The sequence below is a fragment of the Streptomyces sp. NPDC037271 genome, assembly GCF_055603605.1.
Genome location: NZ_JBVJVN010000032.1, coordinates 23,342 through 49,619, shown reverse-complemented (window position 1 = coordinate 49,619; position 26,278 = coordinate 23,342). Strand labels below are relative to the sequence as shown.

Genomic DNA, 26,278 nt, shown 5'->3' with positions numbered 1-26,278 from the left:
ATCGGGGGCACGGCGGGGGCACGTGCGAAGACGATAATTCGAACAGAAACGTTTACCTGGGCCCGGGCCGGGTCACCGGGTCGCCGGGCCACAGGGGCACCGGGTCATTCGGGCACGGTCTCCCGCGTCCGGTGAGTGACGGCGAACCCGGTCAGGGTGAGCGCGGCGATCCCGAGCAGGGCGGTCGCCGGATTCAGGTACGACGGGATGACGGCCTCGACGACCCGCCCGTCCCCGGCCCGGCACCCGAAGTGCAGCGGGAGGAACGTCGGTACGTAACCGCTGACTTCGCCGCCGCCCAGGACCCGGTGGCACGCCTGGGCCTGGGCGTGGTCGTCGAAGAAGAACAGGTGCAGGAGGCCCCAGGTGTACAGGCCGGCCGTCGCGCCCCACGCCAGTACGGCCGCCGGCGCGAGGAACACCCGCCCGCCCGGGCCGGTCCTCCTCGCGCGCACCAGGCCCGTGATCCCACGAAGGGTGAGCCAGAGCACGGCGACGAGGCCGGCCAGGAGCAGCAGGAGCAATGCCGCCCCGTCGTGCTCGGCGTAGGGCTCGTCTCCGGAGCCGGACGCGATCACCCGGCGGTGGTGGAGGCCCAGCCGACGAAGGCGGTGAAGGCGGCGGGGGCCAGGGTGAGGGCCGGTCCCGCCGGGTTCTTGGAGTCGCGGACGGCGACGGTGGCGTGGCGGGGCAGCTCGGCGACCTCGACGCAGTCGCCGCCCTGGTCGCCGCTGTAGGACGACGTGCGCCAGGCCAGCCGGCCGAGCGGCGCGCACTCAACGCACTCGCCGCCCTGGTCGCCGCTGTAGCTGGACTTACGCCACTGGATCCTCGTCGGCATCGCCTTGCTCCCCATAGCGTTCCTCCATCACCCGGCGGATCAGCTCCGCCGAGTCCTTGAGGGAGAGTGCGGCGGCCCGGAGATGATCGTAACGGAGTGAACAGTCCTTGACGCTCTCCGGGTTGGCGGTCGGATGACCGGTGCCGTACCCCTCCGTGTAGACGATGGCGGGGTCCCGCGCGAAGCGAAAGAGGGTGAATGAGCCTTGAAGCCCCGCGTGCGCGCCCGCCGAGAACGGCAGCACCTGGACATTGATCCGGGGGTTGTCCTCGAAGGACAGGAGGTGGGCCAGTTGACCGCGCATGGTCGTCCGGCCGCCGATCTCCTGGCGCAGCGCGGCCTCGCTGAGGACCGTCCAGAAGACCGGTGGTTCCTCCTTCTCGAAGATGCGCTGGCGGGCGAGCCGTACGGCGGTGCGGTCGTCGAGGTCGGTCGGGTCGAGCGTGCCGAGTACGGCCCGTACGTAGGCGTCGGTCTGGAGCAGGCCGTGGATCATGTGCGTCTGGAAGGTGCAGATCTCGACCGCGCGCACCTCCAACTCGGCCACCTGTTGGAACCACGCCGGTTGCTGGCTGCGCATCACCAGGTCGACCAGCCGGGACAGCAGCCCGCCCGTCCCCAGCGCCGCGTCGACGCGCTCGCTGAACTCCTGCGTCGGCAGCTTGCGTGCCGTCTCGATCTGACCGACCAGTGAGCCCGTGTAGTTGACGATGTCGCCGAGCTGCCGCTGCGTCAGCCCGGCCGCCTCCCGATGGCGCCGCAGCTCGAAGCCGTAGTAGTCGAGCGGCGACGCGCCCGGGTCGAGGACGTTGATGTGGGTCATGCGGAGAGCCCCCTCTCGCACAACTCGGTCCACCACAGGACCGGTTGTATCCGTTCGGTAGCCCACAGTAGTCGTCCGACGTCAGGCTCGTGCCGTGAACGAATACTTTCCCTCGGTCCTCGTGGGCCACTGCGCGAACCAGTACCGGATGAGCTTCACGGCGGGCGCCCACTCGGCCGGGCACGTCAGGCGCATCGTCCGCTCGTACCTGGGCGAGTGGGACCTCGTCGAACTGGCCGACGCGGTCGAACTCGGCGTCACCGAGCTGCTGGCCAACGTCGTACGCCATGTCCCGGACCGCCGCTGCACGCTGGTGTTGCTGCGGCGGGCGGACGGCGGCGGTGTCCGGGTGGAGGTGGCGGACGGCAGCCCCCGGCTCCCCGTCGCGGCCGGGCGGGTGAGTGACGACTCGGAGAGCGGCCGGGGGCTGGTGCTGCTGGACGCGGTGGTCGACAAGTGGGGCGTGGGGCCGGGGCCCGGGGGCGGCAAGACCGTGTGGTTCGAGGTCCGAAGTCTGCCGAGGTGATCTGCGAGGTGGTTGGATCACCTCTGTGCCGGTGGGGCGGGGGTGGCCGGAAGGGCGCCCGTTGAGGTCGCGGGGTCCGGCGACCTCCTACAGCGTGACTCCGTGGATCGACACTCCGCGGGAGCGGACGTCGGCCGCCGCCCTTCTCCGAACGTCGGGGCGATCGTGGCATCCGTTCGTCGTCCCCGGCCGGTACACGCACCTGGAGGTGAAGAAGGCCGGGGAGAGCGGTGTGGCCCGCTGGCAGCTCGACAGGTTGCGGCCTGAGGACGTACCGCCCCTGCCGGCCTCCGTGGCCGGTCACGGCACCCAGCTCTTCACTTGGGAGGGCGGGGAGCTGGAGCTGCGGTACGAGAGCGTCGGCCGCACGAGGGGCTTGGGCGTCAGGCATCAAGCGTTCGGCAGTGGCGAGCCGCTGGACACGGACGTGACGGGTACCGAGAGGGGGACGGTCCGCCTGAGCGGGCCCGGCTATGTGTGGGTCTCCTGCCTGCCGGCCGGTGACTGGACACTCGAGGCCGTCTGAGTGATGGGCGGGCCGTCCTCGGGCGGGTCGTCTCAGGCCAGGGACTCCTGCGACGGAACGACGACCCCGTACATGTCGGTGATCGTGGCGAGGGCGCTCTGGTGCACCTGGTGGGCGTCCAGTTCGGTGCCGGCGACCGGCAGGGCGCGGGTGGCGCAGGCGTCGGCGACGACCGTGGGGCGGTTGCCGCGCAGGAAGGCGCCCTGGGCGGTGAAGGTCACGCACATGTGCGTCATGAAGCCGACGACGACGAGGTCGCTGTTGCCGGCCGCGTCGACGTGCTCGCCCAGGTCCGTGCCGAAGAACGAGTCGGGCGCCTTCTTGACGACGACGGGCTCGCCGTCGACCGGGGCGACGCTCGGGTGGATCCGGCCGATCTCGGCGCGGATGTCGTAGGGGGTGCCCTCGCCGCCGTCGTGCATGACGTGGATGACCTTGGTGCCTTCCCGGCGGGCGCGGGCCAGTAGCCGGGCGCCGGCGTCGAGGGCGTCCTGCCAGCCGTCCAGTTCCATCACGCCGGTCGTGTAGGTGTTCTGGTAGTCGACGAGCACCAGGGTGGAGTCGGCGAGCTTGGCGGGGGTGTCGTCGAGTCCGTTGAGGCGGCGCAGCGTGGTCCTGGGCATGGGAAAACTCCCTGGTCTTCGTCGGATGGAGGGTGCGGCTGGTGGCCTGCTCCTACGACGCTACGGCTCTCCTGCGATGTCGGCAATGTCGTCTAACCTGCAGATACCGACATAGGAGCTGGGAGGAACGTGAACTCCGTGAGCCGACTGATCGTCGTCGTCCTCTTCGAAGGCGTCGACCTGCTCGACGTCACCGGGCCGCCGGAGGTGTTCGCCCTCGCCCGGCGCGAGACGGACGAGGCGGCGGGCTACGAGGTGGTCCTCGCCGCCGAGACCATGGACCCGGTCACCACCGGAGCCGGGGTCCGGGTCCTGCCGGACGTCACCTTCGACGGCCTGACCGCCCGGAGCGTCGACACCCTGATCGTGCCCGGCGCGGTCGAGGTCGACAGTCGGCGCCGCGTCCGCGCGCTCACCGACCCCGCCGTGGTGGAGCGGGTGAGGCAGCTCGCCGGCCGGACCCGGCGGGTCACGTCCGTCTGCGTCGGCGCGCACGTGCTGGCAGCCGCCGGACTGCTGGACGGCAAGCGCGTCACCACCCACTGGTCGACCGCGCGGCAACTCGCCGACGACCATCCGGCCGTCGAGGTGGACGCCGACCCGATCTTCATCCGGGAAGGCGACGTGTGGACCGGCGCGGGCATCAGCTCCTGCCTCGACCTCTCCCTCGCGCTGGTCGCCGACGACCTCGGTGAGGCGGTGGCGCTGCGGGTGGCCCGGCAACTCGTGATGTACCTCAAGCGGCCGAGCGGGCAGAGCCAGTTCAGTGTTCCGCTGGAGCAGGTCTCCACGACCCGGCGCGTCGAGGAACTCCGCCACCACGTCATGCGCAACATCGCCGAACCGCTCACCGTCGCCGACCTCGCCGCACACGCGCACGTCAGCGACCGGCAGCTCACCCGGATCTTCAAGACCGAACTCGGCACGACCCCGCACGCCTTCATCGAGTCGGTCCGCGTCGAGGTGGCGCGCCAGCAGCTCGAATCCACCGACGCGACCCTGGAGAGGGTCGCCTCCGCCTGCGGCTTCGGCACCGTCGACACCCTGGTCAGGGCGTTCCGCCGGCGGCTGGACACGACCCCGACGGAGTACCGGCGACGGTTCCGGACCGTTCCTGCCTGAACTCGGCTTGCCGGTCACGGAACCCGGAGCGTGTGAAGCCCCGTCGGGGCAGGGTGGCCGAAGAGGGCCCCTGCCCCGACGGGGCTCGGTCCGCCGGGCGGCGGGTCACCGGCGCCCGGCGAAGGCCGGTGCCGTGCGCGGCGCTCCTCGGCTCAGCCGAAGTTCACGTCGCTGCACCACATGTACGCCTGGTCGAGGTGCGAGGCCTGCCAGATCACGAACACCACGTGGTGCCCGGTGTACCCGGAGGTCTGGACGGGGAAGGTGATGTTCTGCGCCGGGGCGAAGCGGCCGGTCTGCGTGATGAAGTCGAGGTTGCCCCAGCCCAGGGTCTGGGTCTTGGGGTCGAAGCCCTGCTTGCTCACATAGACCTTGAAGTAGTCGGCACCGTGGGACGCCTGGTCGTACAGCTGCACCGAGAAGTTGCTGCCGACGTTGGTGGTCTTCCACTGGCCGGGCTTGTTCAGACTGGCGTTCCTCGAGAGGTTGTTGCTGCAGAGCGTCCCGTCGGGGGTCTTCGCCTGGAACTGGCCGCCGAGGCCGTCGCGGAGGGCGCTCATCCAGTTCCACATGGTGTCGGCGTTGGCCTGGAAGGCCTGCCAGCACATGGGGTCCTGGGTCTGCATGGCCGGGTTCGTGTGGTTGCTGCCCCACGTCTTCCAGCACTGGTACGCGCGGGTGGCGGGACCGACGATGGTGCCGTGGGCCTGGGCGGGGGTCGACCAGGCCAGTGCGCCGACGACCACGGCGAACAGCATGACGAGCGCCTGGAGAGGCCGGCGGAGGGCCGACCGCGAACGCCCGGTTAACGGACTCGTTGTGCGCATGTGGGGGGACTCCTTCCAGAGGCAAGGCTGTGATGGGAGCGCTCCCAAAATGACGACTCCTCAGTGAAATGTCAATGAAACAGACAAAGTCGATCACAGCGGTGGGGTGCGGTCGGGGAATCCGCCCTGGTGCGGGAGCCGGTGCCCTTGCCGGACTCGGGCGGTCGGCCCTTCCCGCGGCGACTCCGGACCACTCCTTGCCGTCGAGTCCCACCCATCGCATCCGGAGGGGCAACGGTTTACCATGACGCCGCGTCAGTTCGCGGCCCCGCATCTTCGGGCCGGCGGAGGAGACCGCCGTCACGGCCGAGTCCCCGCCAGCACCACGCAAGCCGTTCGGTCAAACGTCACTCCATCGAGATGAGGTTCCATGAACCGAAACCGAACCGCCGTCGGCGCGTTCGTCGTGGCCCTGTGCACTGCCGGCCTCGCCCTCGGCCCGGCGACCGCCGCGAGCGCCGCCGAGGCGAAGTCCCGCGTCGGAGCCGACTGGGAGACCCAGTCGATCGTCTTCACGGCCGCCGCGGGCCACATCAACGACCTCAACGTCTTCTTCATGTACACCAGTGACGGCATCCAGCGGATCGGCTTCCGCGACGTGGTCCCGCTCGAACCGGGCGACCATTGCGCGTACTCCTCAGCCGAGGACACCACCGCCGTCGTCTGCGAACTGCCCGCCGACGGCCCCCGTCCCGACCGGATCGACATCCACCTCGGCGACGGCGACGACACGGTCGCCGCCTTCACTCCCGGGGTCGGAACCGTCAGCGGCGGCTCCGGTGACGACGAACTGCATGCCCACACGGCACGCACGGTGCTGGGCGGCGACGGGAACGACATGGTCATGGGGCCCGCCGTGCTGCACGGCGGCGATGGCATGGACCACCTCATGGGCGACGGCGACGACCAGCGGATGTGGGGTGGCGCGGGTGACGACATGATCGAGGGCTACGGCGGCGACGACACCGTGTACGCCGGCTCCGGCGACGACCATGCCATGGGCGGGGACGGCCGCGACATCGTTCTCGGCGGCCCCGGCGACGACATGCTGCACGGCGAAGGCGGCGACGACCTCGTCGGTGGCGGCCTCGGAAAGGACACCGTCGAAGGCGGGCCGGGCCGCGACATCGTCCTCCCGTAGGCAACACCCGGCGCACGTCCTCCCGTGAGCAAGCCGCTCCGCACGAAGGGCCTGCCCCGCGGCGCGATCGGCGTCGCGGGCGCGGTGCCGCCGCGGTCGGCGCCCTCGGTCACGTGGGGCGGCTCACCTCGCCGGCCGCTCGAACGTGACCGGTGCCTCGAAGGCCGCCCGGCGGGTGGCGCGACGCAGGGCCTTCAGGACCGGGGTGCCGAGCGCGAGGGTCAGGACGACCGTCACGGCGGCGCGGCCCCCGTCCCAGCCGAGGGACGTGGCCAGGCAGTAGGCGAGGAAGCGGGCCAGGTTGCCGGGGATCGACGCTTCCGGGTCGAAGGCGATGTCCGAGGCGAGCGTGTTCATGAAGGTCCAGCCCTGGAGGTTCATCACCGTGCCGTAGGCGAACGCGGCCAGGAAGCCGTACGCGGCCAGCATCAACAGCTCCGTGCGACCGCGCAGACGGTCGGGGAAGGGCAGCAGGCCCGCCCCCATCGTGAACCAGCCCATCGACAGCATCTGGAACGGCATCCACGGACCCACCCCGCCCGTGAGCAGCGCGGACGCGAACATCGTGACCGAGCCGAGGACGAAACCGAAGCCGGGGCCCAGGACCCGGCCGCTGAGCACCATGAGAAAGAACATGGGTTCCAGGCCGGCCGTGCCCGCACCGATGGGGCGCAGCGCCGCGCCCGTCGCCGCCAGGACGCCGAGCATCGCCACGGCCTTGGGGCCGAGCCCCGACTCCGAGATCGTCGCTGCCACCACGGCCACCAGCAGCACCAGCAGGCCCGCGAACAGCCACGGCGCGTCCTGCGCGTGCGCGTTCACGGAAGCGTCCGGCGGAGCCAGGAAGGGCCAGCCGAAGCCCGCCACCCCCACCGCGCTGACCAGGACGAGAGCGGCGACGGAACGGGGGCCGAGGCGGACGGCGCGGGCCTGGCGGTCGCGTCGCGGGGGACCGCTCGGACTGCCCGCACCGCTCACATCGCGACGACCGGTCATGCCAGCGCCTCCCGCACCTGTGCCACCGTCAGCCACTTCCGCGGGGCCAGCACCTTGGCGACCTGCGGCGCGAAGGACGGGGAGGCCACCACCACGTCCGCCGCCGGTCCGTCGGCGATCACCTCGCCCTCGGCGAGCAGCACGACCCGGTGGGCCAGCTCGGCGGCGAGTTCCACGTCGTGCGTGGCCAGCACGATCGCGTGGCCCTCGGCGGCCAGCCCGCGCAGGATCCCGGCCAGCCGGGCCTTCGCCGCGTAGTCCAGGCCGCGCGTCGGCTCGTCCAGGAGGAGCAGCGGCGGGCGGGCCGTCAGTACGACCGACAGGGCGAGGGTGAGGCGCTGGCCCTCGGAGAGGTCGCGGGGATGGGTGTCGTCGGTGACGCCGGGGAGCAGTTCGGCCAGGAGGGCGCGGCAGGTGCCGGGAGCCGCGTCCGCGTCCCCGTCGGCTGCCGCGCACTCGGCGGCGACCGTGTCGGCGTACAGCAGGTCGCGCGGCTCCTGCGGGACCAGGCCGACGCGGCGCACGAGGTCGCGGGGCGCCGTGCGGTGCGGTACGGCGTCGCCGGCGCGGACCGAACCGGCGGACGGTTCGACGAGGCCGACCAGTGCGGACAGGAGCGTCGACTTCCCGGCGCCGTTGCGGCCCATCAGGGCGACGGTCTCGCCGGGGGAGACGGTCAGGTCGACGTGGCGCAGCGCGTGGATCCGGTCGCGCCGGACGGCGAGGGAGCGGACCTCGGCGGCGTACGGGGTGGGGGCGGCGGCCGTTTCCGCCCGCTTCCCGCGCCGCCACCGACGGGAGGCGGGGGGCCGGAGCGCGGGGGGTGCCGGCGGCGCGGCGGCCGGTGGGGTGTGGTCCGGTATCTCCCGGCCGGCCAGCCGGTCCCGCAGCGGGGCCGCGCGGCGCCGGGCGTCGCGGATCGTCAGCGGCAGCGGGGACCAGCCCGCCAGCCTGCCCAGGCCCACCACCGGCGGATACACCGGGGACACGGCCATCACGTCCGCCGGGGGTCCGAGGAGCGGGGCCGCGCCGGGGGCCGGGAGCAGGACGACCTGGTCGGCGTACTGGATGACGCGTTCCAGGCGGTGCTCGGCCATCAGGACCGTCGTGCCGAGGTCGTGGACGAGGCGCTGGAGGACGGCCAGGACCTCCTCCGCCGCGGCGGGGTCGAGCGCGGACGTCGGCTCGTCCAGGACCAGTACCCGCGGGTGCGGGGTGAGGACCGAGCCGATCGCGACCCGCTGCTGCTGGCCGCCGGAGAGGGTGGCGATGGGGCGGGCGCGCAGACCGGACAGGCCCAGCAGGTCGAGGGTCTCCTCCACCCGGCGGCGCATCACGTCCGGAGGCAGGCCGAGGGACTCCATGCCGTAGGCGAGCTCGTCCTCGACGGTGTCCGTCACGAAGTGGGAGAGCGGGTCCTGGCCGACCGTGCCGACGACGTCGGCGAGTTCGCGCGGCTTGTGGGTGCGGGTGTCGCGGCCGGCCACGGTGACCCGGCCGCTCAGCGTGCCGCCGGTGAAGTGCGGGACCAGGCCGCTGACCGCGCCGAGCACGGTCGACTTGCCGACCCCGGACGGGCCGGCGAGCAGGACGAGCTCCCCTTCGGGGACCTCGAAGTCCACGCCCCGGACGGTGGGTTCGGCGACCCCGTCGTACGTCACGGAGACATCCTCGAAGCGGATCACGACGGCTCCTTGACGGGTGCGGGGTGAGGGGCGGGGGTGACGAACGCCGGGAGCAGGCCGACGAGTACGGCCGCCGCCGGCCACAGCGGGAGGGTGGGCGCGACCAGCGGGACGACGCCCGGGTGCAGGGCCGCCGGCTCCCGGGCGGCGGCGAGGAACATCAGCGCCGCCACCGCCGCGCCGGAGGCGCTGACCAGCCAGGCGCGGGCGTCCCAGCGGTCCGGACGGTACCGGGTGCGGACCGACCGGCGACCGCCGAGCCACAGGCCCGCGAGCGCGGCGGCGACGCCGGCCAGCAGGACGGGGACGCCGTACGTGCCGCCCGCGGCGGTCAGCAGCCCGTACGTCCCCGCGCAGACGCCGAGCAGGCCGCCCAGGGTGAGGACGGCGGTGGTACGGCGTACACGTGCGGGGACCCGGGCGGTACGGCCGTAGCCGCGGGCGTCCATCGCGGCGGCGAGGGCGACGGAGCGCTCCAGGGCACCCTCCAGTACCGGGAGCCCGACCTGGAGCAGACCCCGTAGGCCGTTGTCGGGGCGGCCGCGCAGCCGGCGGGCGGCGCGCAGGCGCTGGACGTCGGCGATGAGGTTCGGCGCGAAGGTGAGGGCGACGACGACGGCCACGCCCATCTCGTACAGGGCGCCGGGGAGGGACTTGAGGAGGCGGGCGGGGTTGGCGAGGGCGTTCGCGGCACCGACGCAGACGAGGAGGGTGGCCAGCTTCATCGCGTCGTACAGGGCGAAGGCGAGGCCCTCGGCGGTGACCCGGCCGCCCAGGCGGATGCCCTGCGCCCAGTCGGGGAGGGGGACTTCGGGGAGGGTGACGAGGGTGTGGGTGCCGGGGATGGGGGAGCCGAGGACCGTGGTGAAGAGGAGGCGGATGAGGAGGACGGCGAGGGCGAGTTTGACGAAGGCGCCGTAGGAGCGGGACCAGGGGGCGTGGGGGCGGCGGGCGATGACGACGTAGGCGGAGACGGCTACGAGGAGGGAGAGGAGGAGGGGGTTGGTGGTGCGGGTGGCGGCGGTGCCCAGGGCCAGCGCCCAGAGCCACCAGGCACCGGGGTGGAGCGCGGGGCCCTGGCCGCGGGGGATGGCCGCGCCTGCCGATGCCGACAGGGTGCCGGCCGCGGGCAGGCGCGCCGCCCCGGCGGGACGATCGCCCGCGCCCGCAGGCAGCGCGGCACGATCGCCCGCAGCCGGCCGGCCCGCCGGGTCAGTCGGTGGCATTCCTGCGCCGCCTCGCCTGCCAGGCCGCCGCTCCGGCCAGGGCCGCCACGAGGGCGATGCCCGCGTAGAGGCCGGCCGACGGGCCGCTGTCGTCCTGCGCGCTCTCCCGGTCCGGGGCAGCCGTGGCCGTCGAGTCCTCCTGCGGGTTCGCGTCCTCCTTCGGCGCCACCTGCTCCCCGCACCCCGACCGCGGGTAGCCCGCGATGCCGCACAGCAGGGCGTTGGTGTCGTAGCGGAGCGGGTCCGCCACGGCGGCCAGGGCGTCGGCCGTCGTGGCGTCCGGGGAGACCCGGGCGCAGGCCGTGCGCGGGGCCGGCGGGGTCTCGCCGGACGGGGCGTCGGACGCCGTACCGAAGTCGAGGACCAGGGCGACGCGCTTGCTGCCGTCCTCGGCCGGTGTCCTCGCGCAGACCGACGCGAAGTCCGCGGCGCCGCGCGGCTGCGCCGCGTCGCCCGAGTTCTCGCTCACCGCGAAGCGGAAGCCCTGGACGTCGCCGTCGGAGGGGCGGGCGAGGGACGGGCCCTGGGTGGCGTAGACCCAGCGGTCGCCGTCACGCTCCCAGAAGGACCAGTAGCGGTAACCGGCGGCCTGCGCCTGGCCCGCGGTCCCCGTCAGCAGGAACGCGGCCAGGAAGAGGAGGATGACGCGGCGGGTCACGGCTGCTGCTGCTTCTTGTTGCGGCCGCTCAGCAGGAAGCCGACGCCGATACCGAGGACCAGGCAGACGCCGACGAACCACCAGACGCCGAAGCCGGAGTCGTCCTTCTTCTCGTCCTCGTCCGCGGCCTTGTCGCTCGTGGTGACGGTGTCCTTCGCCGCCGCCCCCTGCGGAGCCGGCCCCGTCGCGTTCAGTTTCTCCACCAGGTCCGTGCCACCGAAGGCGCGCGGGTCGGTGCCCGTGGCGTGCGCGGCGAAGATCAGCTGGGCGTAGGCGGCCGGGCCGCTCTGCTCGGCCCACTTCGCGGCGTTCTTCTCCAGCCAGGCCAGCGGCTCGGCCGCCGTGTCCCTGCCGCCCTGCGCGGCGAGCGCGACGACCGCGTCGGCGGTGTTTCCGTAGTCGGGCTGCTCGGCGGAGCCGCCGAGGGCGGACTTGAGGTGACCGTCCTCGCCGAGGGCGTCGGCGAGGTACGCGGCGCCGTTCGCGGCGGCCTGCTCGCGGGTGGGCTCGCCCGCGTCGGTGCAGGTCGCGCCGTCGGCCTTCCCGCCGGCCTCGGTGACCAGGCCCTTGCCGAGCGCGCCGAGGACGCCGGCGGCCGTCGCGTCCGCGTTGGCGAGCAGCTTGCCCTTCTGGTCCGGGTACCCGAAGGCGCCGCCGTCCTCGGCGCAGGGCAGGGCGGAGGCCAGCAGCGCGTCGTACGGGGACCTGCCGTCCTTCTTGACCCCCGCCGGGTCGGTCTCCGTGGCGGTCAGGGCGCCGATGACGACGGAGGTGGAGTTGGCCTCGCTGGGCCCGCCGGGGGTGTAGCCCCAGCCGCCGTCCTTGTTCTGCACGGACTTCAGCCAGGCCAGGGCGGACTCGACGGCGTCACCGTGGCCGCCGACGGCCCACAGCGCCTGGACGGCGGCGGCCGTGCTGTTGGTGTCGACCATGGTCCCGGCGTCGCAGGCCTGGGCCGGGTCGGCGCGGAAGGGGGCGAAGGCACCGTTGTCGCACTGCTGGTCCGTGAGCCACTTCACGGCCTGCGACGACGGGATCACACCGGCCGTGTCCTGCGCGAGCAGCGCGAGGGACTGGCGCCACACGCCGTCGAACCGGGGGTCGGTGGACCCGTACAGTCCGGACGGGCCGGACGGCGTGGACGCCGACGTGGACGCCGACGTGGACGGTGACGGCGACGGATCGGCGGCGACCGCGGGCGCGGCGGCGGCGCCGATCACGGCTATGGCGGCCAGAGCCGCGGCGCTGCTGCGACGGCGGACGTTCATGAGCGGCGGGTGCCTTTCCCTGTGCGGGGCCGGACAGCACGGGGCACCCCCGGCGGCTCGGCCCCGTATGCCTCGACGGTGCCCGTGCGCCGGCGGGTGCCGGGCACGTGAGCCGGTCACGTCCGCGCGGGGCAGTCCGGCTCACCGTCCCCGGAAGGCGGCCTCGACGGCCTCGGCGGGCGGTTCACGGTTGCGGGTCAGCGCCGGAATTGCACCGGCTTCCCCCCGTACGGGTGTGATGACGACGCGGCCACCTTACCCGGAGGCAACCGGCCCGGACCCGTGCGGCCGCCCACGCTTCCCCGCGCCCGCCGCGTCGGGCTCCCCGGCCCTCGCCGCGTCGGGCTCCCCGGCCCCGGCCGCGTCGGGCTCCCCAGCCCTCGCCGCGTCGGGCTCCCCGGCCCCGGCCGCGTCGCGCTCCCCGGCCCCCGCCGCAGCGGGCACCCCCGCTCCCGTCACGTCGATCAGCCGGCACACCGTTTCGATGTCCACCCTCACCTGGGCGATGGACGCGCGGCCGGAGAGCCAGGTGATCAGCGTCGAGAGCCAGGTGTGCTCGACGACGCGGACCGCGGAGAGCTGTTCGGGGGTGGGGTTGTCCAGGCCGCCCATCGCGTCCAGGATGATCGCCGTGGTCCGGCGGGAGACCTGGTCGACCTCCGGGGAGACGCTTCGGTCGGCGAAGGTCAGGGCGCGGGCCATCGCCTCGGCCAGCCGGGGTTCGCGCTGGAGCGCGCCGAAGGCCCGCATCAGGGTCTGCGCCACCCGGTCCGCCGCCGTCTCACCGGCCGGCGGGCTCTTGCGCAGCGTCCCGTGAAGCTGCTCCAACTGATCCTGCATGGCCGCGACCAGCAGATGGACCTTGGACGGGAAGTAGCGGTACAGCGTGCCCAGGGCGACCTGCGACGACTCCGCGACCTCGCGCATCTGTACCGCCTCGAAGCCGCCCCGGCAGGCCAGCCGGGCGGTCGCGTGCAGAATGCGGCGTCGGCGCTCCCGCTGCCGTGCGGTGAGGGGCGGGGCGGCTTCGGGGCGCGCGGACCCGGACGTACGGGCGGCTTCCGCTTCCGGGTTGTCCGCCTCCGGCTTGTCCACCTTGGTCGCCTTCTCCCCCATGTCCGGTCCGGCACGGTGTCCGGCAGTGTCCGGCACCGTGCCGCGCCGTGGCGTGAATCACCTGATCCACCCGTCACAGCTTCCTTACCTGCCGGTAGATTCGGATCCTCCGGACGATCAAGTCTGAAACTTGTTCTAGATTAACGTCTCGGCATAGTGTCGCGGGACAGCGCAGTGAGAAGGGGGCCCAGGGTGACCGCCGAGGCCAGTCAGACGGGTCCCCGTCCGGAGCCCGCCGCCGACGGCATGCGACCGCTCCGCATCGCACTCCTCACCTACAAGGGAAACCCGTTCTGCGGCGGCCAGGGCGTCTACGTCCGCCACCTCTCGCGCGAACTGGCCCGCCTCGGCCACCGGGTCGAGGTGATCGGAGCCCAGCCCTACCCCGTCCTCGACGACGGCCCGGACCTCGGCCTCGGGGACCGGCTGTCCCTCACCGAGCTCCCCAGCCTCGACCTCTACCGCCAGCCCGACCCCTTCCGCACCCCGAAGCGCGACGAGTACCGCGACTGGGTCGACGCGCTGGAGGTCGGCACGATGTGGACCGGCGGCTTCCCCGAGCCGCTGACGTTCTCCCTGCGGGCCCGCCGCCATCTGCGCGCCCGCCGCGGGGACTTCGACGTCGTCCACGACAACCAGACCCTCGGCTACGGGCTGCTGGGCGACGTCGGCGCGCCCCTCGTCACCACCGTCCACCACCCCATCACCGTCGACCGGCGGCTCGAACTCGACGCCGCCGAGGGCTTCAAGCGCCGGTACTCCGTGCGCCGCTGGTACGCGTTCACCCGCATGCAGAAGCGCGTCGCGCGCCGCCTGCCGTCCGTGCTCACCGTCTCCGGCACCTCCCGCCAGGAGATCGTCGACCACCTCGGCGTACGGGCCGACCGCATCCACGTCGTCCACATCGGCGCCGACACCGACCTGTTCTCGCCCGACCCCTCGGTGCCGCGCATACCGGGCCGGATCGTGACGACGTCCAGCGCGGACGTGCCGCTCAAGGGCCTCGTCTTCCTCGTCGAGGCGCTGGCGAAGGCACGCACCGAACACCCCCGGGCCCACCTCGTCGTCGTCGGCAAGCGGCCCGCCGAAGGACCCGTCGCGCAGGCGATCGAGCGGTACGGCCTCGAAGGCGCCGTCGAGTTCGTCAAGGGCATCTCGGACACCGAACTGGTCGGCCTCGTGCGCTCCGCCGAGGTCGCGTGCGTGCCGTCGCTGTACGAGGGGTTCTCGCTGCCGGCCGCCGAGGCCATGGCGACCGGCACCGCGCTGCTCGCCACCACCGGAGGAGCCGTCCCCGAGGTCGCCGGACCCGACGGGGAGACCTGCCTCGCGGTGCCGCCGGGGGACGCGGGCGCGCTGGCCGCCGGGCTGAACCGGCTGCTCGGCGACCGCGAACTGCGCGCCCGGCTCGGCGCGGCCGGACGCGAACGCGTCCTGCGGCACTTCACCTGGGCCCGCGCCGCCGAGGGCACGGCCGCCCGCTACCGCGAGGCCATCGGCCCCTCCGCGACCACCCCGAGGGCCGCCCCCGCGACCCCGACGAGTGCGACCAGTGACACCGGTGTCTACCCCGAAAGCAGGGCCACGTGCTGACCGTCGACTTCTCCCGGTTCCCGCTCGCCCCGGGCGACCGCGTCCTGGACCTCGGCTGCGGCGCCGGCCGGCACGCGTTCGAGTGCTACCGGCGCGGCGCCCGGGTCGTCGCGCTGGACCGGAACGCCGAGGAAATCCGCGAGGTCGCCAAGTGGTTCGCGGCGATGGAGGAGGCCGGCGAGGCACCGGCCGGCGCCACCGCCACCGCCATGGAGGGCGACGCGCTCGCGCTGCCCTTCCCGGACGAGTCCTTCGACGTCGTCATCATCTCCGAGGTGATGGAGCACATCCACGACGACAAGGGCGTCCTCGCCGAGATGGTCCGCGTCCTCAAGCCCGGCGGACGCATCGCGGTCACCGTCCCGCGCTACGGCCCCGAGAAGGTCTGCTGGACCCTCTCCGACGCCTACCACGAGGTCGAGGGCGGCCACATCCGCATCTACAAGGCCGACCAGCTCCTCGCCCGCATCCGCGAGGCCGGCCTCAAGCCCTACGGCACCCACCACGCGCACGCGCTGCACTCGCCGTACTGGTGGCTGAAGTGCGCCTTCGGCGTCGACAACGACAAGGCGCTGCCGGTGCGCGCGTACCACAAGCTGCTGGTCTGGGACATCATGAAGAAGCCACTGGCGACACGCGTCGCCGAGCAGGCCCTGAACCCGCTGATCGGCAAGAGCTTCGTGGCGTACGCCACCAAGCCGCACCTGCCGCCGGTGGACGCCGCGTGACCACGCCCCGCACCGAGCACCTCGTCCTGCCCGGCGTCCTCACCGACGCCGAGGCCGCCGAGACCGTCCGCGGCATCCTCGCCGAGCAGCGGGAGGACGGCGCGATCCCGTGGTTCCGCGGGCACCACCTCGACCCCTGGGACCACATCGAGGCGGCGATGGCCCTCGACGCGGCCGGTGAGCACGAGGCCGCCGAGCGGGCGTACGAGTGGCTGGCCCGGCACCAGAACCCGGACGGTTCCTGGTACGCGGCCTACGCCGACGGCGACTTCGCCGACGTCACCGACCGCGGCCGGGAGACCAACTTCGTCGCCTACGTCGCCGTCGGCGTCTGGCACCACCACCTCGCCACCGGCGACGACACGTTCCTCGACCGGATGTGGCCCGTCGTCCACGCGGCGGTCGAGTTCGTGCTGCGCCTCCAGCAGCCCGGCGGGCAGATCGGCTGGCGCCGCGACGACGACGGCACGGACACCACCGAAGCGCTGCTGACCGGCAGCTCCTCCGTCCACCACGCGCTGCGCTGCGCGCTCGCCATCGCCGAGCAGCGCGAAGAACCCCAGCCCGACTGGGAGTTGGCGGCGGGCGCGCTCAGGCACGCCATCCGCCGCCACCCGGAGCGGTTCCTGGACAAGGACCGCTACTCGATGGACTGGTACTACCCGGTGCTGGGCGGCGCGCTGACCGGCACCGAGGCCAGGTCCCGCATCGCGGAGAGCTGGGACCGCTTCGTGGTCCCGGGCCTCGGCGTGCGCTGCGTCGTCCCCAACCCGTGGGTCACGGGCGGCGAGTCGGCCGAACTCGCGCTCGCCCTGTGGGCGGTGGGCGAGTCCGACCACGCCCTGGAGATCCTCCAGTCGATCCAGCACCTGCGCGACCCGGACAGCGGCCTGTACTGGACGGGCTACGTCTTCGAGGACGAGGCGATCTGGCCGCGCGAACTGACCACCTGGACGGCCGGCTCCCTGCTCCTCGCCGTCGCCGCACTCGGCGGACACGAGGCCACCTGCCAGGTCTTCTCCGGCGACCGCCTGCCGCGGGGACTCGACCCGGACTGCTGCGTGTGAACGCCGGTCGGCGTCAGTGAGTCAGTGCCGGTGCAGGCGGTTGGCGATGGCGTGGCCGACGAAGAGGTAGACGACGGCGGCCAGTCCGTAGCCGGCGACCACGCGGGCCCAGGCCTCGTCGAAGGTGAAGAGATCCCGTGACCAGCCGGCCAGCCAGTTGGCCGCGTCATGGACGAACCGCACCAGGTCGTTGGCCCGGTTGGCGTCCAGCAGGTACATCAGGATCCACAGTCCGAGGATGACGGCCATGATGTCCGCGATCACCGCGACGGCCGTCCCGGCGGAGCGGGAGCGACTGCGACTTCGAGGGGACATGCCGGTCGGGTTGCCGCCCCGCACGGTTCGAAACCGCATACGGTCATTTGCTCGCCGTTTGCCTGGAGTTGAGGGTTCCGGGTGTGCTCGTTCCCCGCCGTCGCCGATGATCCTGCTCCCTGAGTGGCAGGAGGGCAGGCCGTTGTCCGACGACAGAGCTCCCACCATCGAGGAGCCCCGGCTCACCACCCGGCGCACCGACCGCCGCAGAGTGCCCCGGTACGTGCTCGCCGTGCTGCCCCTCGCCGTGGCCGGACTGATCTCCCTGCTGGTGTCGGGCAACACCCTGCGCCCCTTGGAGCACATCACCACCATCGACGCCAGAATGGCCTCCAAGTCCGACTACTTCCGGGACCCGGAGGTGCAGCGGCTGTTACTCCGGCACGGCATCCGCGTCGACATCCACCGCCTCGGCTCCCGAGGCATCGCCACCCAGTCCCTGCGGGACATGGACGCCGTCTTCCCGTCCGGCCAGCCCGCCGCCAAGCTCGTCCTCGACCGCCAGGACCGCTCGGTCCGCTCGGTGCGCCCCTTCGTCAGCCCGCTCGTCCTCGGCACCTTCCGCGACTACGCCGAGACCCTGGTGAGGGCGGGCGTCGCCACCCCGCAGCCGGCCCCCGACGGCAGCGACGAAACTCTCTACTACAACCTGGACATGGCCCGCTTCACCGGCCTCCTCGACGGCGTCGACGACCGGCGGAACCCCAAGGACGGCGAGGGCCGCACCGCCGACACCTGGAACGGCGTCGGCTACGACGAGGTCACCCGCGACGATCGCAGCAACAGCGGCCGCGTCCTGGTCCGCACCTCCAACGTCTGCGAGTCCAACTCGGCGGGCACCTACCTGAGCATCCTCGCCTTCGTCGCCAACGGAAACCGCACCCCCGGCGCCCAGAACAGCAACGACACCCCGCTCGCGGCGAACGCCGTCCAGCGCCTCGCCGCCGAGATCAAGCCGCTCATCGACCTCCAGGGCATGTGGGCCGACGAGCAGGCCGACAGCTACTTCTCCGCCCTCGGCGAGTCCATCGCACCGATCTCCGTGATCTACGAGCACCAGTACCTGGCCCACCAGATCGCCCACCACGGCCGCGAGGACCGCCAGGACACCAGCCGCGTCCTGCTCTACCCCACGCCCTACGCCCTCACCGAACCCCAGCTGATCTCCCTCACCGACCGGGGCGACCGGCTCGTCGAGGTGATCCAGGAGGACGAGGAACTGCGCCGCCGCGCCGTCGAACTCGGCTTCCGCGTCCGCTTCTCCGGCGCGGCCGGCACCAGCGACCAGCTGAACGCCCACCTCGCCGAGCACGACATCCAGGTGCCGCAGGAGAACAGCGACCGGACCAAGGTCTACGAACCCGACCTCGAGGTCCTGGAGGAGATCATCGAATACGTCGGCGACTGCCCGCCTCCCGTCCAGGACACACCATGAGGGCCGCCGCCCGCGCCCTGCTCGGGCTCGTCCTGCTCGGCGCCACGCTCACCGCCTGCACCTCCGACGACGGCCCCACCACCCTCCGGGTCCTCGCCAGCCCCGAACTCGCCGACGTGGAGCCTCTGCTGGCCGACCTCGCCGAGGACACGGGCGTGGAGCTGGACATCGACTACCGGGCCAACGCCGACCTCACCGGGCAGTACCCGCCCTCGCGCGGCACCCCCGGCTACGATCTCGCCTGGCTCGCCTCCGACCGCTCCTTCCTGCTGCGCGTCCAGCACTCCGACGGCAGGCTCACCCGCCCCGAGTCCACACCGATCATGCGCTCCCCGGTCGTCGTCGGCCTCGCCCCCGCCACCGTCCGGAGCCTGCGCGCGAACGCCCCCGGCGGCCGGGTCTCCTGGGCCGGCATCGCGGACGCCGCCGCCGACGGCACCGTACGGTTCGGGATGGCCGATCCGCGGCGCAGCGACACCGGCCGCGCCGCGCTCGTCGGCGTCGCCACCGCCGCCGCCGGCACCGGCAGCGCCCTGCGTGAACAGGACGTCTCCTGCGACCGGCTGCGCGGCTTCCGCTCCGGCCAGACCCTCAACGCCGCCAGCTCCCGCGACCTCGTCGCCCGCTACCCCGCACGGCAGGACGACACCAACGCGCTCATCGCCCACGAGGCGGAACTCCTCGCCCTGAACGCCTCCGGCGAGCTGCGCACCCCGCTGGAGATCGTCCACCCCGACGACGGCATGGTCCTGTCCGACTTCCCGCTGCTCCTGCTGGACGCCACCGAACTGCCCGCCTACCGCAAGGTCGTCGACCGGCTGCTCGCCGAGGACACCCAGCGCGCCCTGATGGAACGGACGTACCGCCGCCCCGTCAACCAGGACGTCACTCCCGACGGCGCCCTGCGCACACCCGTCGGCAACGCGCTCTCCTTCCCCGACCGCCTCTCCGTCGTCCAACGGCTGATCACCGACTACGGCGACCCCGACCACCGCACCGCCGACCAGGTCGTCTTCGTCCTCGACTTCTCCACCTCCATGCGCGGCGCCCGCATGGCCGGCCTGCGCGCCGCCTTCGCCGGGCTCAGCGGCGCCGACTCCTCCGCCACCGGCAAGTTCACCCGCTTCTACCGGGGCGAACGGCTGACCGTGATCCGCTTCGGCGGCGAGGTCCTGGAGGAACGCACCCTCACGGTTCGCGGCGACGCCGACCTCCGCGACCTCAACGCCACGGTCGCGGGAGGTGGTTACGACGACGCCACCGCCCTGTGGTCCGCCCTCGACCACGGCTACCGTGTCGCCGCCGACGCCGTACGCGACGATCCGGACCGCCCCGTCGCCGTCGTCCTGATGACCGACGGCGAGAACAACGCGGGCATCACCTACGAGGAGTTCCTGCGCCGCCACCGCGCCCTCGGCGCCGAGGCCGAGGCGGTGCCCACCTTCCCCGTCCACCTGGGAGAAGCCGACGCGGACGCCCTGCGGCGGGTCGCCGACGCCACCGGCGGCCGCGTCGTCGACGCCGGACTCACCTCCCTCCCCGACGCGTTCAAGGAGATCCGTGGGTGTCATCGACAGTGAGTGGTGGGCCCTGTGGTGGTGGCCCTGGCTGGTCGTCTGGGCGGGCACCGCGGTCTGCTGGGCCGTCCTGCTGCGCTACGGCCTGATCCGCCTCGGCTGGCTGCGCAGACGCCGCCGCCAGGGCGGCCGTACGGTCCACGGCATGTGCTTCTTCCTGCACGAGCAGCGCGTGATGGACCTCTACCAGCAGGGCGGATTCTCCGACGCCCTCGAACAGGAGGTCGCCGACCGGATCAACGTCACCAGCGGCGTCGGCCTGCGCGCCAAGTTCGGCTGGGGCGACGGCAGCGCCAACAGGGACGTCACCAAGGAACGCGTCACCGCCTATATCCAGGAGAGCACCCCGATCACCGTGATACGGCTGCTCATGGACACCATGCGCAAGGAGGACGTGATCGTCCACACCGACCTCACCACCGGCCTGATCGTCCCCAACCGCCGGCTCTCCGACGCCCTCGCCGACCGCGGCGACCGCATCTCGCTCACCTCGGTGGAGGTCATGTCGGCGTTCGTCTCGGTCACCGGCCGCTTCACGGCCAGCCGCACCTCGGACAGCGGCGACATCGTGCTGCGCGCCCCCTACGGCGACGGCCCCCGGCCCGCCCACGTCCGCATCACCTGCGAGGCCGCCGGGGTGCGGGAGGGCTTCCAGAACGCGGAGTACTTCACCGGCGAGTTCCAGGCGCGCTGCCTCGGCAAGGTCCAGATCTGGAACAGAGAGACGGGCGAGCTGTCGTTCAACCCGGTCGCGATCTTCCTCTGACGCGTCAGGCGCTCGGCTTGGCGAGCGTGCGCAGCGTCGGGAGGGCCGGTGACCGGACCAGCAGCTCGGTCACCGGCCCCTGCCGCCGCTCCGCCGGCCGCTCGGCGATCCGCTCCCGCGGCCCGGCCAGCGAGACCTCGTCGACGTACTCCCGGGGCGCGGCCGGCGGCGAGGACGGGTACGGCCGCCCGTTCCAGCCCTCCACCACCCGCGGCCCGGACAGCCCGAGCCGGGCAGCAAAGGGCCGCCGGCAAGACGGCCGAGGGTGGCGGCGTGCAGTGCGGTGGCGACGGGGGAGCGGGCGGCCCTCTGCGCGACAGCCGTGCCCAGTTCGATGGTGCAGGTGTGGGCGGCGATCCAGGTGAGCGGGGTGAAGGCGTCGGAGCCCCCGGGACTCGGCGGTCCACACACCGTGAACGACTCCTCCTGGCGGACCGTCAGTGCTCTGTGGAGGCGGCGACTGTACGCCAACGGCCCCGCACCCGGAAGGGCGAGGGGCCGTGCGGGTGCGTGCGGCGAAGCTCAGCCGCGCTGGATGCCGCTCGTGTCCTGCAGGACACCCCGGCGGCCGTCCTGCGTCTGGGCGACCAGGTTCGCACCGCGCTGCTCGACGGCCAGGTACCAGGTGCCCGGCGCCAGCTCGGCGATCGGCGTGGGGGAGCCGTCCTCCGCGAACAGCGGACGCGGCACCGGCACGGCGAACCAGAACGGCGAGAAGTCCGCGGCCGGGGCCGGCTGCGCCGGCTGCGGCTGCGGGGCGTGCGGCTGGCCCGGCTGCGGCTGGCCGCCGAAGGACTGACCCGGCTGACCCGGCTGTCCGGGGCCGGGCTGGCCCGGCTGTCCGCCGTACGGCTGCTGCTGCGCGCCCGGGTAGCCGTAACCACCCTGGGGCTGGCCGCCGTAGGGCTGCGGCGCGGCCGGACGGGCGGCCGGGATCAGGGAGCCCTTGAGGGCGGGGACCAGCGCGGTGGCGACGGCCGCGACGGCCATGATCAGCGTGGCGACGAGCGCGAGGATCAGACCCGTGCCCGCACCGAGCTCGCTGGTGAAGCCCCCGTCGCCGTCGAAGGCGCCCGCGGGGTCGAAGATGTTGCCGAGCGCGCACCACGCGGCGAAGATCGTGAACGCGACGCCGAACTGACCGAGGTCGAGCCCCGCCACCTTCTTGGGCTGCGGCAGAGCGCGGGCCACGATGATGAGTGCGGTGCCGATGATGCCCGCGAGGACGACACCGAGCACGACCGCCCCACTGCCCCACAGGCTGGGAATGTCGGCGTCGTCCGGGGCACCGTCGATCGAGTAGATGTCGAGGAACGACGCGATGAACAGCAATACCGCTGCTCCGATCACCACGCCGTCGCCTCGAGTGAGGGAGCGGATATTCACTTCAGGTCCTTCGTAGGTCGTCTCGTCGTCGGTAGAGGCGTCGCTGTCACCGTGCCGCCGTCAGGTTCGGGTTCCGGTGTGAAGCGCGGGGGTGGCCCCTCATCGTACGGATGACACTATCGTCCGTACGTCGGAGCTGTCCGCAGGGATGAGTGCGCTGATCGCTACCCGCGCAGGAAACTCACGATTCCCTCAGACATCCCTTGCGCCGCCTTCTGGCGCCAGGTCCCGCTGGTCAGCAGGGCCGCGTCCGCGCTGTCGCGCATGTTGCCGCACTCGACGAACACCTTGGGAACCGTTGACAGATTGAGACCGCCCAGGTCCGTGCGCGTGACGAGACCGGTACCGCCACCGACGTAGTTGGAGGGCGCGCTGCCCGTGGCGCGGACGAAGTTGCCCGCGATGCGCTGCCCGAGCTCGGCGGACGGGGCGACGATGGCGCGGGTGTCGGCCCCGCCGTCGTGCACCGGGCCCGGCAGGATGACGTGGAAGCCGCGGTTGCCGGCCCCCGACCCGTCGGCGTGGATCGAGATCGCGGCGTCCGCCTCCGCCTCGTTGCCGATCCGGGCCCGCTCGTCCACACAGGGACCGAACGCACGGTCGCCGTCCTGCGTCAGCTTCACCGTGGCGCCCTGCTCCTCCAGCAGCGTGCGCAGCCGGTGGGCCACGTCGAGGGTGAACTTCGCCTCCGGCCAGCCCGCGTTGGTGGCCGTGCCCGTCGTATCGCACTCCTTCCAGTGCGTGCCGACGTTCACCTTGCGGTTGATCTCGGAGGCGTGCCGGAAGTTGCCGGGGTTGTGCCCCGGGTCGATGACGACGACCTTGCCCTTGAGAGGGCCGGAGGCCGCGGCGGGCGCGGACGCCGAGTCCGAGGGGGAGGGCCCGGCCGCCGTCGCCGACGGGGAGCTGCCCGCGGGCGACTTGGCGTCGTCGGTGGGTGACGCGGGGCCGGCGGGACCACCGGAGGAAGGCGCCGGGGACGACGTCCGCACGCTGCCCGCGCGGTCCGCACCGCCCCCGCCCCCGTCGTCCGGGCCGCCGACCGCCGCGTACACCCCCCACCCGAGCAGCGCCCCGGGCACGAGCGCCGCAATCGCCACGGTCAGCGGGCGGCGCAGCGGGGAACGGCGGGGCTGGGGAGGATCGAAGTCCGGGCCTGTGTACGACACGCAGCGACTCTAGACCGGGCCCTCAGATCCCCGCGCCCGTTCGCCGCAGGACGCGCAGCGAGTCGGTCACGGAGACCTCGGTGAACGCGCCGGACGCGAGAGCCCTGAGGTGGACGCGGTACGGGGCCTGCCCGGTGAACTCGTCGGCCGGGTCCGGGAAGACGTCGTGGATGACCAGGAGGCCGCCGTCGGCCACGTGCGGCGCCCAGCCCTCGTAGTCGGCGTTCGCGTGCTCGTCGGTGTGGCCGCCGTCGACGAAGACGAGGCCGAGGGGGGAGTTCCACAGAGCCGCCACCTGGGGGGAGCGGCCGACGAGGGCCACCACGTGCTCCTCCAGCCCGGCCCGGTGGAGGGTGCGGCGGAAGGCGGGAAGGGTGTCCATCACGCCCAGCTCCGGATCGACCGTCTCCGGGTCGTGGTACTCCCAGCCCGGCTGCTGCTCCTCGCTGCCCCGGTGGTGGTCGACGGTCAGCGCCGTGACGCCGGCCCCGCGGGCGGCGTCGGCGAGCAGGATCGTGGAGCGCCCGCAGTACGTGCCGACCTCCAGCAGCGGCAGCCCGAGCCCGCCGGCCTCCACGGCCGCCGCGTACAGGGCGAGGCCCTCGTGCGTGGGCATGAACCCCTTCGCGGCCTCGAAGGCGGCCAGGGCGTCGGGGGTGGGTGCCGCGGACATGGGGGTCCTTCCGGTGGTACGAGCGTGTCGGCGCCCCATGCTGCCGCACCCCCCGCCGCGCGGTGCGGACCGGGGGTGCGGGTGCGCCGACGGCACGGGCCGGGCGGAGACCGTCTCGTCCGCTGGGGACCGGGTTCTCGGGGAGAGGGCGTTGTGTCGGGAAGTGGCGGTCGCACCCGTGATGACTGCCGTGTCGGGCGGAGGAGTTGTGTCAGGCGGAGGATTCGTGCCAGGGAGGTGTTGTGTCAGCACGGTGACCGTTGGTCAGGCGGCGGCTGTGGGTCAGGCGGAGACCGTCTCGCCCGGCAGGGACAGGTCGAGGTCGACGGGGCTGTCGTCGCCGGCGTGTGTCGCCGAGTGGGCGAGCGGGCCGTGCCCCGCGGCACGGGCGGCCAGCACGTACGGGCCCCGGGCGGGGACGGCGAGCGCGTAGCCGCCGTCCGCGGCGGAGAGGGCCGCGCCCGCCTGGCGGCCGTGCCGGTCGATCAGCGTGACCTTGGCGCGGGCGACGGGTGTGCCGTCCGCGGCCAGGACCCGGCCGCGGAAGCCGCGCAGCGGCTCGCCGGCCACGGCCGCCCCGGTGCCGGGCTCCCCGGCCAGTGTCTCGGCCAGTGCCTGCTCGGCGCGGGCCAGGTTCGCGTCCTCCTCGCTGCTCGCACGCAGCCGGGTGGTCGTGGCCGGGCGGCGGCGGGGGAGGAAGAAGGCCAGTGCCAGGCCGACGGCGACCGCTCCCGTCGCGATCAGGAAGGAGACGCGGAAGCCCTGCATGGTGGGGACGGCGACTCCGCCGACGTCGTTCGCGGTGTTGGCGAGCACCATGCCGATGACGGCGCTCGACACCGACGTACCGATGGACCGCATCAGGGTGTTGAGGCCGTTGGCCGCGCCCGTCTCCGAGGCCGGTACGGCGCCGATGATCAGCGCGGGCAGCGAGGAGTAGGCGAGACCGATACCGGCGCCGAGCAGGACGGAGGTGACGACGGTCTGCCAGGCGGCGCTCATCAGGCCGAGGCCGCCGCCGTAGCCGATCGCGATGACCAGCAGGCCGATGAGCAGGGTCGTCCGGGGGCCGTAGCGGGCGGACAGGCGGGCGTACACCGGCGCCGTGAACATCATCGTCAGGCCGAGCGGGGCCACGCACAGGCCCGCGACGACCATCGACTGCCCGAGGCCGTAGCCGGTCTCGGAGGGCAGCTGGAGGAGCTGGGGCAGGACCAGGGAGACGACGTAGAAGGCGACGCCGACCATGATCGAGGCGAGGTTGGTGAGGAGGACCTCCCGGCGGGCCGTGGTGCGGAGGTCGACCAGCGGGGCCGCGACGCGCAGCTCCATCAGGCCCCACAGGAGCAGGACCACGACGGCGGCGGCGAACAGGCCGAGCGTGGTGGGCGACGACCAGCCCCAGTCGCTGCCCTTCGTGATCGGCAGGAGGAAGAGGACCAGACCGGCGGTCAGACCGAGCGCGCCCGGCAGGTCGAAGGAGCCCTTGGCGCGCAGCGGGGACTCCGGTACGACGGCGAGGGTCAGGGCGATGGCGAGGACGCCGAGGCCGGCGGCGCCGTAGAACAGGGCGTGCCAGTCGGTGTGCTGCGCGACCAGGGCCGCGGCGGGCAGCGCCAGGCCGCCGCCGACGCCGATCGAGGAGCTCATCAGCGCCATCGCCGAGCCGAGCCGCTCGCGGGGCAGCATGTCGCGCATCAGGCCGATGCCGAGGGGTATCGCGCCCATCGCGAAGCCCTGGAGGGTGCGGCCGACGATCATCGGGAGCAGGGCGTCGGTGAACGCGCTGACCAGCGCGCCCACCACCATCACCGAGAGGCTGGCGACCAGCATGCGGCGCTTGCCGAAGAGGTCGCCGAGCCGGCCCATGATCGGCGTGGCCACGGCCCCGGAGAGGAGCGTGGAGGTCATGACCCAGGTGGCGTTGCCGGGTGTCGTGTCCAGAAGTCGGGGCAGGTCCTTGAAGACCGGGACGAGCAGGGTCTGCATCACCGCGACGACGATGCCCGCGAAGGCGAGCACCGGGACGGTGGCCCCGCTCGCTGTCCGGGCGGGCTCGGCGGTCGTCGTGTCGGACATTGAGTGAGGCCTCCAGGCCGGGGGATCGGCGAATGTGTGCAGGCTGAACCTCGTGCGCCGGGGCAACTATTCCGTTACTTCGAGTCCCTAACGAATTCTTGACCTTCTCTTT

General features: G+C 73.0%; 25 protein-coding genes and 2 pseudogenes. 10 read left to right on the top strand and 17 right to left on the bottom strand.

Annotated features, from left to right (window positions below):
• Positions 1 to 104: 104 nt before the first annotated feature.
• From ACZ7G3_RS33260 to ACZ7G3_RS33250, 3 genes are read right to left on the bottom strand one after another with little or no spacing between them, the layout of a single operon-like run.
• Positions 105 to 578 (bottom strand): hypothetical protein, encoded by a 474-nt coding sequence (locus ACZ7G3_RS33260; RefSeq protein WP_470930184.1) that lies wholly within the window; start codon positions 576 to 578, stop codon positions 105 to 107.
• Positions 575 to 841, bottom strand: coding sequence for a DUF397 domain-containing protein (locus ACZ7G3_RS33255; RefSeq protein WP_470930182.1), 267 nt, complete (start codon positions 839 to 841; stop codon positions 575 to 577). Before ACZ7G3_RS33255 ends, ACZ7G3_RS33260 begins: the two co-directional genes overlap by 4 nt.
• Positions 816 to 1,664: a helix-turn-helix domain-containing protein gene (locus tag ACZ7G3_RS33250; protein WP_470930180.1), complete on the bottom strand. Its 849-nt coding sequence runs from the start codon at positions 1,662 to 1,664 to the stop codon at positions 816 to 818. Before ACZ7G3_RS33250 ends, ACZ7G3_RS33255 begins: the two co-directional genes overlap by 26 nt.
• A gap of 94 nt (positions 1,665 to 1,758) precedes the next feature.
• Here ACZ7G3_RS33250 and ACZ7G3_RS33245 point away from each other — a divergent pair, with 94 nt between their 5' ends.
• Positions 1,759 to 2,190: an ATP-binding protein gene (locus ACZ7G3_RS33245; RefSeq protein WP_470930179.1), complete on the top strand. Its 432-nt coding sequence runs from the start codon at positions 1,759 to 1,761 to the stop codon at positions 2,188 to 2,190.
• 94 nt (positions 2,191 to 2,284) lie between these two features.
• A complete protein-coding gene (locus tag ACZ7G3_RS33240; RefSeq protein WP_470930177.1) occupies positions 2,285 to 2,716 on the top strand; it encodes a hypothetical protein in 432 nt (143 codons plus the stop codon).
• Positions 2,717 to 2,748: 32 nt separating this feature from the next.
• Here the strand turns inward: ACZ7G3_RS33240 and ACZ7G3_RS33235 are convergent, their stop codons facing one another.
• On the bottom strand, positions 2,749 to 3,339 hold the full coding sequence (locus ACZ7G3_RS33235; protein WP_470930175.1) for a cysteine hydrolase family protein: 591 nt from the start codon (positions 3,337 to 3,339) through the stop codon (positions 2,749 to 2,751).
• Positions 3,340 to 3,468: 129 nt separating this feature from the next.
• Between ACZ7G3_RS33235 and ACZ7G3_RS33230 the strand changes: the two genes are divergently transcribed.
• Complete coding sequence (locus ACZ7G3_RS33230) at positions 3,469 to 4,461, top strand: GlxA family transcriptional regulator (protein ID WP_470930173.1); 993 nt, start codon at positions 3,469 to 3,471, stop codon at positions 4,459 to 4,461.
• Between the two features lie 152 nt (positions 4,462 to 4,613).
• Here the strand turns inward: ACZ7G3_RS33230 and ACZ7G3_RS33225 are convergent, their stop codons facing one another.
• Entirely contained in the window at positions 4,614 to 5,288 is a 675-nt protein-coding gene (locus tag ACZ7G3_RS33225) for a lytic polysaccharide monooxygenase auxiliary activity family 9 protein (protein ID WP_470930171.1), read from the bottom strand.
• 370 nt (positions 5,289 to 5,658) lie between these two features.
• On the opposite strand from ACZ7G3_RS33225, the gene ACZ7G3_RS33220 reads away from it, so the two are divergent.
• Entirely contained in the window at positions 5,659 to 6,429 is a 771-nt protein-coding gene (locus tag ACZ7G3_RS33220; protein WP_470930169.1) for a calcium-binding protein, read from the top strand.
• A 123-nt stretch (positions 6,430 to 6,552) separates the two neighbouring features.
• Here the strand turns inward: ACZ7G3_RS33220 and ACZ7G3_RS33215 are convergent, their stop codons facing one another.
• The 6 genes and pseudogenes from ACZ7G3_RS33215 to ACZ7G3_RS33190 all read right to left on the bottom strand — a co-directional run.
• Positions 6,553 to 7,425, bottom strand: coding sequence for an ECF transporter S component (locus ACZ7G3_RS33215; RefSeq protein WP_470930167.1), 873 nt, complete (start codon positions 7,423 to 7,425; stop codon positions 6,553 to 6,555).
• Positions 7,422 to 9,110 (bottom strand): ABC transporter ATP-binding protein, encoded by a 1,689-nt coding sequence (locus tag ACZ7G3_RS33210; protein WP_470930165.1) that lies wholly within the window; start codon positions 9,108 to 9,110, stop codon positions 7,422 to 7,424. The genes ACZ7G3_RS33215 and ACZ7G3_RS33210 overlap by 4 nt, the downstream gene beginning before the upstream one ends.
• Positions 9,107 to 10,243, bottom strand: a complete 1,137-nt coding sequence (locus tag ACZ7G3_RS33205) for an energy-coupling factor transporter transmembrane component T (RefSeq protein ID WP_470930226.1) — start codon at positions 10,241 to 10,243, stop codon at positions 9,107 to 9,109. The genes ACZ7G3_RS33210 and ACZ7G3_RS33205 overlap by 4 nt, the downstream gene beginning before the upstream one ends.
• A gap of 79 nt (positions 10,244 to 10,322) precedes the next feature.
• Complete coding sequence (locus tag ACZ7G3_RS33200; protein ID WP_470930163.1) at positions 10,323 to 10,994, bottom strand: SCO2322 family protein; 672 nt, start codon at positions 10,992 to 10,994, stop codon at positions 10,323 to 10,325.
• Positions 10,991 to 12,262 (bottom strand): prenyltransferase/squalene oxidase repeat-containing protein, encoded by a 1,272-nt coding sequence (locus ACZ7G3_RS33195; RefSeq protein WP_470930161.1) that lies wholly within the window; start codon positions 12,260 to 12,262, stop codon positions 10,991 to 10,993. The genes ACZ7G3_RS33200 and ACZ7G3_RS33195 overlap by 4 nt, the downstream gene beginning before the upstream one ends.
• A 432-nt stretch (positions 12,263 to 12,694) precedes the next feature.
• A pseudogene (locus ACZ7G3_RS33190) lies at positions 12,695 to 13,378 on the bottom strand (TetR family transcriptional regulator); the annotation flags it as partial.
• Between the two features lie 192 nt (positions 13,379 to 13,570).
• Between ACZ7G3_RS33190 and ACZ7G3_RS33185 the strand changes: the two are divergent.
• Genes ACZ7G3_RS33185 through ACZ7G3_RS33175 form a run of 3 tightly spaced genes read left to right on the top strand, consistent with a single transcriptional unit; the run spans position 13,571 to position 16,766 of the window.
• Positions 13,571 to 14,971 (top strand): glycosyltransferase family 4 protein, encoded by a 1,401-nt coding sequence (locus ACZ7G3_RS33185; RefSeq protein WP_470930159.1) that lies wholly within the window; start codon positions 13,571 to 13,573, stop codon positions 14,969 to 14,971.
• Positions 14,965 to 15,699, top strand: a complete 735-nt coding sequence (locus ACZ7G3_RS33180; protein ID WP_383251393.1) for a class I SAM-dependent methyltransferase — start codon at positions 14,965 to 14,967, stop codon at positions 15,697 to 15,699. Before ACZ7G3_RS33185 ends, ACZ7G3_RS33180 begins: the two co-directional genes overlap by 7 nt.
• Positions 15,696 to 16,766 carry a prenyltransferase/squalene oxidase repeat-containing protein gene (locus ACZ7G3_RS33175; RefSeq protein ID WP_470930157.1) on the top strand — a complete coding sequence of 357 codons (1,071 nt, stop codon included), beginning with the start codon at positions 15,696 to 15,698 and terminating at the stop codon, positions 16,764 to 16,766. Before ACZ7G3_RS33180 ends, ACZ7G3_RS33175 begins: the two co-directional genes overlap by 4 nt.
• A 21-nt stretch (positions 16,767 to 16,787) precedes the next feature.
• Here the strand turns inward: ACZ7G3_RS33175 and ACZ7G3_RS33170 are convergent, their stop codons facing one another.
• On the bottom strand, positions 16,788 to 17,081 hold the full coding sequence (locus ACZ7G3_RS33170) for a hypothetical protein (protein WP_470930155.1): 294 nt from the start codon (positions 17,079 to 17,081) through the stop codon (positions 16,788 to 16,790).
• Positions 17,082 to 17,223: 142 nt separating this feature from the next.
• Between ACZ7G3_RS33170 and ACZ7G3_RS33165 the strand changes: the two genes are divergently transcribed.
• From ACZ7G3_RS33165 to ACZ7G3_RS33155, 3 genes are read left to right on the top strand one after another with little or no spacing between them, the layout of a single operon-like run.
• Positions 17,224 to 18,516 carry a hypothetical protein gene (locus ACZ7G3_RS33165; protein WP_470930153.1) on the top strand — a complete coding sequence of 431 codons (1,293 nt, stop codon included), beginning with the start codon at positions 17,224 to 17,226 and terminating at the stop codon, positions 18,514 to 18,516.
• Positions 18,513 to 20,096: a substrate-binding domain-containing protein gene (locus ACZ7G3_RS33160; RefSeq protein ID WP_470930151.1), complete on the top strand. Its 1,584-nt coding sequence runs from the start codon at positions 18,513 to 18,515 to the stop codon at positions 20,094 to 20,096. Before ACZ7G3_RS33165 ends, ACZ7G3_RS33160 begins: the two co-directional genes overlap by 4 nt.
• A complete protein-coding gene (locus ACZ7G3_RS33155) occupies positions 20,077 to 20,859 on the top strand; it encodes a hypothetical protein (RefSeq protein WP_470930150.1) in 783 nt (260 codons plus the stop codon). The genes ACZ7G3_RS33160 and ACZ7G3_RS33155 overlap by 20 nt, the downstream gene beginning before the upstream one ends.
• A 70-nt stretch (positions 20,860 to 20,929) precedes the next feature.
• Here the strand turns inward: ACZ7G3_RS33155 and ACZ7G3_RS33150 are convergent.
• The 5 genes and pseudogenes from ACZ7G3_RS33150 to ACZ7G3_RS33130 all read right to left on the bottom strand — a co-directional run.
• Positions 20,930 to 21,268: pseudogene (locus ACZ7G3_RS33150) on the bottom strand (LLM class flavin-dependent oxidoreductase); the annotation flags it as partial.
• A 113-nt stretch (positions 21,269 to 21,381) separates the two neighbouring features.
• On the bottom strand, positions 21,382 to 22,245 hold the full coding sequence (locus ACZ7G3_RS33145; RefSeq protein WP_470930148.1) for a hypothetical protein: 864 nt from the start codon (positions 22,243 to 22,245) through the stop codon (positions 21,382 to 21,384).
• Positions 22,246 to 22,409: 164 nt separating this feature from the next.
• Entirely contained in the window at positions 22,410 to 23,414 is a 1,005-nt protein-coding gene (locus tag ACZ7G3_RS33140) for an N-acetylmuramoyl-L-alanine amidase (protein ID WP_470930146.1), read from the bottom strand.
• Positions 23,415 to 23,436: 22 nt separating this feature from the next.
• Entirely contained in the window at positions 23,437 to 24,087 is a 651-nt protein-coding gene (locus tag ACZ7G3_RS33135; RefSeq protein ID WP_426522536.1) for a class I SAM-dependent methyltransferase, read from the bottom strand.
• A gap of 282 nt (positions 24,088 to 24,369) precedes the next feature.
• Positions 24,370 to 26,166, bottom strand: coding sequence for an MFS transporter (locus ACZ7G3_RS33130; RefSeq protein WP_470930143.1), 1,797 nt, complete (start codon positions 26,164 to 26,166; stop codon positions 24,370 to 24,372).
• Positions 26,167 to 26,278: the final 112 nt, after the last annotated feature.